This is a genomic window from Falsiroseomonas oryziterrae (genome assembly GCF_021864505.1).
In the GTDB taxonomy this organism is placed as follows: domain Bacteria; phylum Pseudomonadota; class Alphaproteobacteria; order Acetobacterales; family Acetobacteraceae; genus Falsiroseomonas; species Falsiroseomonas oryziterrae.
The window spans coordinates 1-5,902 of record NZ_JAKJIB010000272.1 but is presented as its reverse complement, the minus strand read 5'-3'; the positions used below and the strand labels follow the sequence as shown (position 1 = coordinate 5,902).

General features: G+C 71.9%; 7 protein-coding genes. 5 read left to right on the top strand and 2 right to left on the bottom strand.

Translation table 11 applies throughout. From position 1 onward, the window contains the following. Positions 1-167 precede the first annotated feature (167 nt). From L2I40_RS17865 to L2I40_RS17845, 5 genes are all read left to right on the top strand, one after another. Positions 168-887: a J domain-containing protein gene (locus tag L2I40_RS17865; protein WP_237216548.1), complete on the top strand. Its 720-nt coding sequence runs from the start codon at positions 168-170 to the stop codon at positions 885-887. Positions 888-960: 73 nt separating this feature from the next. After that, positions 961-1,830 carry a UTP--glucose-1-phosphate uridylyltransferase gene (locus tag L2I40_RS17860; RefSeq protein ID WP_237216547.1) on the top strand — a complete coding sequence of 290 codons (870 nt, stop codon included), beginning with the start codon at positions 961-963 and terminating at the stop codon, positions 1,828-1,830. Between the two features lie 22 nt (positions 1,831-1,852). Continuing rightward, entirely contained in the window at positions 1,853-3,265 is a 1,413-nt protein-coding gene (pgmG, locus tag L2I40_RS17855; RefSeq protein ID WP_237216546.1) for a phosphoglucomutase/phosphomannomutase PgmG, read from the top strand. Next, positions 3,266-3,625, top strand: coding sequence for a gamma-glutamylcyclotransferase family protein (locus tag L2I40_RS17850; RefSeq protein ID WP_237216545.1), 360 nt, complete (start codon positions 3,266-3,268; stop codon positions 3,623-3,625). It begins immediately after the preceding gene. A gap of 104 nt (positions 3,626-3,729) precedes the next feature. Further along, entirely contained in the window at positions 3,730-4,095 is a 366-nt protein-coding gene (locus tag L2I40_RS17845; protein ID WP_237216544.1) for a response regulator, read from the top strand. A gap of 148 nt (positions 4,096-4,243) precedes the next feature. Here L2I40_RS17845 and hemN read toward each other — a convergent pair whose 3' ends face one another. Further along, positions 4,244-5,590 (bottom strand): oxygen-independent coproporphyrinogen III oxidase, encoded by a 1,347-nt coding sequence (gene hemN / locus L2I40_RS17840; protein ID WP_237216543.1) that lies wholly within the window; start codon positions 5,588-5,590, stop codon positions 4,244-4,246. Between the two features lie 45 nt (positions 5,591-5,635). After that, positions 5,636-5,902 (bottom strand): hypothetical protein (locus L2I40_RS17835; protein ID WP_237216542.1); only part of this gene is annotated, 267 nt, incomplete at its 5' end.

Genomic DNA, 5,902 nt, shown 5'->3' with positions numbered 1-5,902 from the left:
CGCCTGGGCGCCCTTCGACGCGGCGAGCGCCGAGGCGCTGCGCGACCTGCTGCGCGCGGTCGCCGTCTTCGCTGCCGGCGGGCGCCAGGCGCTGGCGCGGCTGACCTCGGCCTCGGCGCGCAGCATCGCCGGGCAGCTGCCGGCGCCGCGCAAGTGAACCCCGCCAGATGACTTGGATCATCGTCGGACTGATCGCGCTGGTCGCGCTGCTCGGCGTGCTGCGCGCCTTCGCGGATGCCAAGCCCGCGCAGGTGAAGACGGCGGCGGTCTGGGGCGGCGGCATTCTCGGCACCGTGCTGCTCGGCGCGCTGCTGTGGTCCGGGCGCGGGGCGCAGGCGCTCTGGGCGATGGTCCTGTTCGGACCCGCCGCGTGGCGCTGGATCCAGGGCATCCGCGCAGCCCGCACCTTCGCCCGCGGCGGCGCCGCCAGCCCGGGGCAGGCGACCGATGTCGAGACCTCTCACATCGCCATGGGGCTCGACCATGACAGCGGCCGGATGTTCGGCCGGGTGAAGGCGGGGCGGTTCGAGGGCAAGGACCTCGCCGACCTCGACCTGCCGCTGCTGCTCGACCTGATGGCGGAGCTTGCCGCGCGAGACCCGGAAGGGGTGCCGCTGCTGGAAGCCTGGCTCGACCGCGCCCATCCCGACTGGCGGGAGGAGACGTCGAAGGCGGGGCCGGCCGGGGGCGAGGGCAAGCGCGGCGGCGGCGGGCGCATGACGCGGGAGGAGGCGCTGGCGGTGCTCGGCCTGTCGGAAGGTGCCGACGCGGCCGCCATCCGGAGCGCACATCGCCGCCTCATGCGCGCCGCACATCCGGACCAGGGTGGATCCGACTGGCTTGCCGCACGATTGAACGAAGCCCGCGACGTCTTGCTCGGCGGCTAGTCTGCCCGCGGGGCGGTGGATTCTGTATCGGGACCGTGGCACTCAAGCCAGCAACGAAGGGGATGACACGCCCGTGGTGAAGCCGCTCCGCAAGGCCGTGCTGCCGGTTGCCGGCCTCGGCACCCGCTTCCTGCCCGCGACCAAGCAGATGCCGAAGGAGATGCTGCCGGTCGTCGACAAGCCGCTGATCCAGTACGCGGTGGAGGAGGCGCGCGCCGCCGGCATCGAGCAGTTCTGCTTCGTCACCGGCCGCGGCAAGACGATGCTGGTCGAGCAGTTCGACATCGCCTACGAGCTCGAGCGCACGCTGGCCGAGCGCAACAAGGCGAAGGAGCTGGCGATGCTGCAGGCGCAGGCCATGCCGCCCGGCGCCATCGTCTCGACGCGCCAGCAGGTCCCCCTCGGCCTCGGCCACGCGATCTGGTGCGCGCGGCATTTCATCCAGGACGACCCCTTCGCGATCCTGCTGCCCGACGACCTGATGCTCTGCGACGTCTCCTGCATGAAGCAGCTGGCCGACGCCTATGCCGCGACGGGCGGCAATGTGGTGGCGATCGAGGAGGTGCCGCGCGAGCATGTCTCGCGCTACGGCGTCATCGCCCCCGGCGCCACGACGGGCAACCTGGTCGAGATCACGGGACTGGTCGAGAAGCCGCCGGTCGAGAAGGCGCCGTCGAACCTGACCGTGATCGGCCGCTATGTGCTGATGCCCGAGGTGATCGGCCACCTGTCGAGGATGGAGAAGGGCGCCGGCGGCGAGATCCAGCTGACCGACAGCATGGCGAAGCTGATCGGCGCGCAGCCCTTCCACGGCGTGCTGTATGAGGGCCGCCGGTTCGACTGCGGCGACAAGGCCGGCTATCTGGAGGCCCAGGTCGCCTTCGCGCTGGCCCGCGACGACATGGCGCCCGCCATGCGCGGCATCCTCAAGAAGTACGCCTGAACCGCCGGGAGCAGCATCGCCGATGACCGCCTTCAACCACCGCTTCGACCCGACCAGCCTGCGCGAGTACGACATCCGCGGGATCGTGGGGAAGACGCTGCGCCCCGAGGACGCCTTCGCGATCGGCCGCTGCTTCGGCTCGATGGTGGTGCGGGGCGGCGGGCAGAAGGTGGCGGTGGGCTACGACGGCCGCCTCTCCTCGCCGGAGATGGAGGCGCAGCTCGTCGCGGGCCTGCGCGCCTGCGGGCTCGAGGTGCTGCGGATCGGCTGCGGGCCGACGCCGATGCTCTACTACGCGGCCTACGCGCTCGAGGCCGCCGGGGCGGTGATGGTGACCGGCAGCCACAACCCGCCCGACTACAACGGCTTCAAGATGATGCTCGGCAAGAAGCCGTTCTACGGGAAGCAGATCCAGGAGATCGGCCGGATGGCGGCCGAGGGCGACGTGGTGCCGAGCGCGGTCGGCAGCGACCGGCAGGTGGACGTCTCCGACCGCTACGTCGCGCGCATGCTGCAGGACTGGGACGGCGGCGACCGTCCGCTGAAGGTGGTCTGGGATCCGGGCAACGGAGCGGGCGCGGAGATCGTCAAGAAGATGGTCGCGCAGCTGCCGGGCACGCATTACGTCATCAACGGCACGATCGACGGCACCTTCCCGGCGCATCACCCCGACCCGACGGTCGCCAAGAACCTCGAGCAGATCATCGCCGAGGTGGCGCGCGAGGGCGCCGACCTCGGCATCGCCTTCGACGGCGACGCCGACCGCATCGGCGTGGTGGACGACGAGGGCCACATCCTGTTCGGCGACCAGCTGCTCGTCGTGCTGGCGCGCGACGTCCTGAAGTCGAAGCCCGGCGGCACCATCATCGCCGACGTGAAGGCGAGCCAGGTGCTGTTCGACGAGGTCGCGAAGGCCGGCGGCACGCCGCTGATGTGGAAGACCGGCCATTCGCTGATCAAGGCGAAGATGGCCGAGACCGGCAGCCCGCTGGCGGGCGAGATGTCTGGCCACATCTTCTTCGCCGACAAGTGGTACGGCTTCGACGATGCGCCCTATTCCGCCGTGCGCCTGCTCGGCATCGTCGCGCGCATGACGACGAAGCTCAGCGCCGTCCGCGCTGCGCTGCCGCAGGTGATCAACACGCCCGAGCTCCGCTTCGACTGCCCCGACACGCGCAAGTTCGGCGTCGTGCAGGAGGTGAAGGACCGCCTCGCGGCCGAAGGTGCGAAGGTGCAGGACGTGGACGGCGTGCGCGTGCTGACCGAGGATGGCTGGTGGCTGCTCCGCGCCTCCAACACCCAGGCGGTGCTGGTGGCGCGCGCCGAGGCGACGAGCGAGGCGGGGCTCGAGCGGCTGAAGGCGCAGATCGCGCGACAGCTCGAAGCCTCGGGCCTCGCCGCGCCGGACTTCTCGGGCGCCAACGCCGGCCACTGAGTGGGCGCCGCGCGCCGCATCTTCGTCTACGGCACGCTGCTCGACCCGCGCGTCTTTCGCCGCCATGCGGAGCTGCGCTGGTTCCGGCGCGCCTTGCCGGCGCGCCTGCCGGGCCATCGCCGCGTCCGGCTGCGTGGAACGCCCTATCCGACGCTGGTCGAGGGGGCGGGGGAGGTGAGGGGCCTGCTGCTGCCCCGCCTGCCGCCGGCGACGCTGGCGCGGCTGGCCCGCTACGAGGGCGCGGGCTATGCGTTGCGGCCCTTGCGTGTCGTCACGCGCCGCGGACGCTGCGCGGCGCGCGGCTGGGTGTCGCCACGCTGGCGGTCCGATCCGACCGTGGACTGGTTTCCAAGCCGTTGATTACGCACATCGCAAAGTCCCGCGCGCGAATGTGAGCGGACCTGAGGCGAGCATGGCGTTAGAGCCGTCACATCTCGCAGGGTGGCGAGCCAGGGGAGTCAGTCATGGCGGATGCGGCACGCAAGGTTCTGGTGGTCGAGGACGAGGCGCTGGTGGCCATGCTGGTCGAGGACGCCCTGCTCGACGCCGGCTTCGGCGTGATGGGTCCCGCGGCGACGGTCGATGAGGCGATGTCGCTTCTGGCGCGCGAGCGGCCCGATGCCGTGGTGCTGGACCTGAACCTCGCGGGCGAGACCTCGACGCCGGTCGCCGATGTGCTGGCCGAGCGCGGCATCCCCTATGTCATCGCGACCGGCTACGGCGCTTCCGGCCTGCCCGCGGGCCATCAGCATGCGATGGTGCTGGCCAAGCCCTACGACCCCGCCGAGCTCACCTCGATGCTCGGGCGGATCTGCAGCCACGCCGCCTGAGCCGGCCGCCTTTCCGGAGGCCTAGAGCAGCGCCCATTCGAGTGGAACCGCTCCGCGGTTCCGCCGAATGGGCATAAGCTGCTCTAGAAACAACGCTTTCTAGAGCACGGCCTTCCGCTCGGCTGATTCCAGCCGAGCGGAACGTGCTCTAGACGGCGCGGCTGTGCCGCGCGGCGGCGCTGCCGAGGCGCGCGTCGAAACACGCCGCCACGTGGCGGACGAACCGGCGGCCCGTTTCCGTCACGCGCAGCGTGCCGTCCTCGATCGCCGCCAGGCCGTCCTTCAGCAAGGGCGCGAGGCGCGGCGCGGCGCTCTCCCGCACTGCCTCGGGCAATGCGCCGAGGTCGAGCTTCAGGTCGCACATCACCGCCTCGATGATGCCGCGCCGCAGCCTGTCGTCCTCAGTGAGGGCGAGGCCGCGCGCGACCGGCAGCTTCCCCTCGTTCACCGCGGCGAGCCAGGCGCGCTCATCCGCGATGTTCTGCACATAGCCCTGCGGGAGCGCGCCGATGGCGCTCGCGCCGAGGCCGAGCAGCACCGGCGCGCGGTCGGTGGTATAGCCCTGGAAGTTGCGGCGCAGCGCGCCCGATCGCGCCGCGACCGCCATCGGATCCTCCGGCCGGGCGAAGTGGTCCAGCCCGACCGCGACATAGCCCCCCGCCAGCAGCGCGCGTTCCGCCGCATCGGCCTGGTCCATGCGCGCGAAGGTGTCGGGCAACAGGTCCTCGCGGATCGCCTGTTGCGCCGGCTTCATCCAGGGCACATGGGCATAGCCGAAGACCGCGACGCGCGAGGCGCCGAGGGCGGCGGCGAAGCGCGCGCTGGCCTCGACATGCGCGCAATCCTGGCCGGGCAGGCCGTACATCAGGTCGAAGTTGATCGCCTCGATCCCGGCGCCGCGCAGGCGCCGCACCGCGCTCTCCACCATCTCCGGCGGCTGGATGCGGCCGCAGAGCTTCTGCACCTCGGGGTCCAGGTCCTGCACGCCCAGGCTCGCGCGGTTGAAGCCGGCCTCGCCGAGCAGCGCGACGACGTCGTCGTCCAGCGTGCGCGGATCGAGTTCGACCGAGAGTTCCGCGTCCTCACGGAAGGCGAAGCCGGCACGCAGCGCGGCCATGACGCGACGCAGCCCCTCGGCCCCGATCGCCGAGGGCGTGCCGCCGCCGAGATGCAGGGATTCGACGGGGAACCAGGCGGGGAGCGCGTCCGACAGCAGGTCGATCTCGCGCACCAGGGCGTCGGCGTAGCGGCTCAGCCGGGCCTGGTTGCGGGTGATCGCGGTGTGGCAGCCGCAATACCAGCAGAGTTCCTTGCAGAAGGGCACGTGCAGGTAGAGCGAGAGCGTGTCGCCCGGGGCGATGGTCCCCAGCCAGGCGCGGTAGGTCGCTTCCTCGAGCGCGCCGAAATGCGGTGCGGTGGGGTAGGAGGTGTAGCGGGGCAGGTTCTGCCGCGCATAGGCCTCGAGCCGGGCGCGAGGGTCGGGGAGGGCGTCCATGGTCCGGACCTTGCCTGCGGGGGAAGGCCGCGTCCTTGCGCCGGATCAACTTCCGGGATGGCTGCCGGGGGAGTCGGGCCGCACCGAGACGGAGACCACGCCCACGCCGACCCGGCGCTGCGCGTGGTCGCCCAGCGCAACCCCTTCGCCGGCATCGAGGTCGAGCGCGAGGCCACCCGGCCCGGCAAGGCCCCGCAGCGCGACCACCCGCCCCTCGTCGTCCGCGATGTGCAGCGGCTGCCACGGCCCCGTCTGCTCGCCGCGGAGCCGCAGGCGGAGGCGCGTGCCGCCCGGCGGGCCGCGCAGCACCGC

Excerpts from the sequence above, each read along its gene's own strand:
- L2I40_RS17865 (WP_237216548.1), top strand. The coding sequence starts at position 168 with ATGACTTGGATCATCGTCGGACTGATCGCGCTGGTCGCGCTGCTCGGC.
- pgmG (WP_237216546.1), top strand. The coding sequence starts at position 1,853 with ATGACCGCCTTCAACCACCGCTTCGACCCGACCAGCCTGCGCGAGTAC.
- L2I40_RS17845 (WP_237216544.1), top strand. The coding sequence starts at position 3,730 with ATGGCGGATGCGGCACGCAAGGTTCTGGTGGTCGAGGACGAGGCGCTG.
- hemN (WP_237216543.1), bottom strand. The coding sequence starts at position 5,590 with ATGGACGCCCTCCCCGACCCTCGCGCCCGGCTCGAGGCCTATGCGCGG.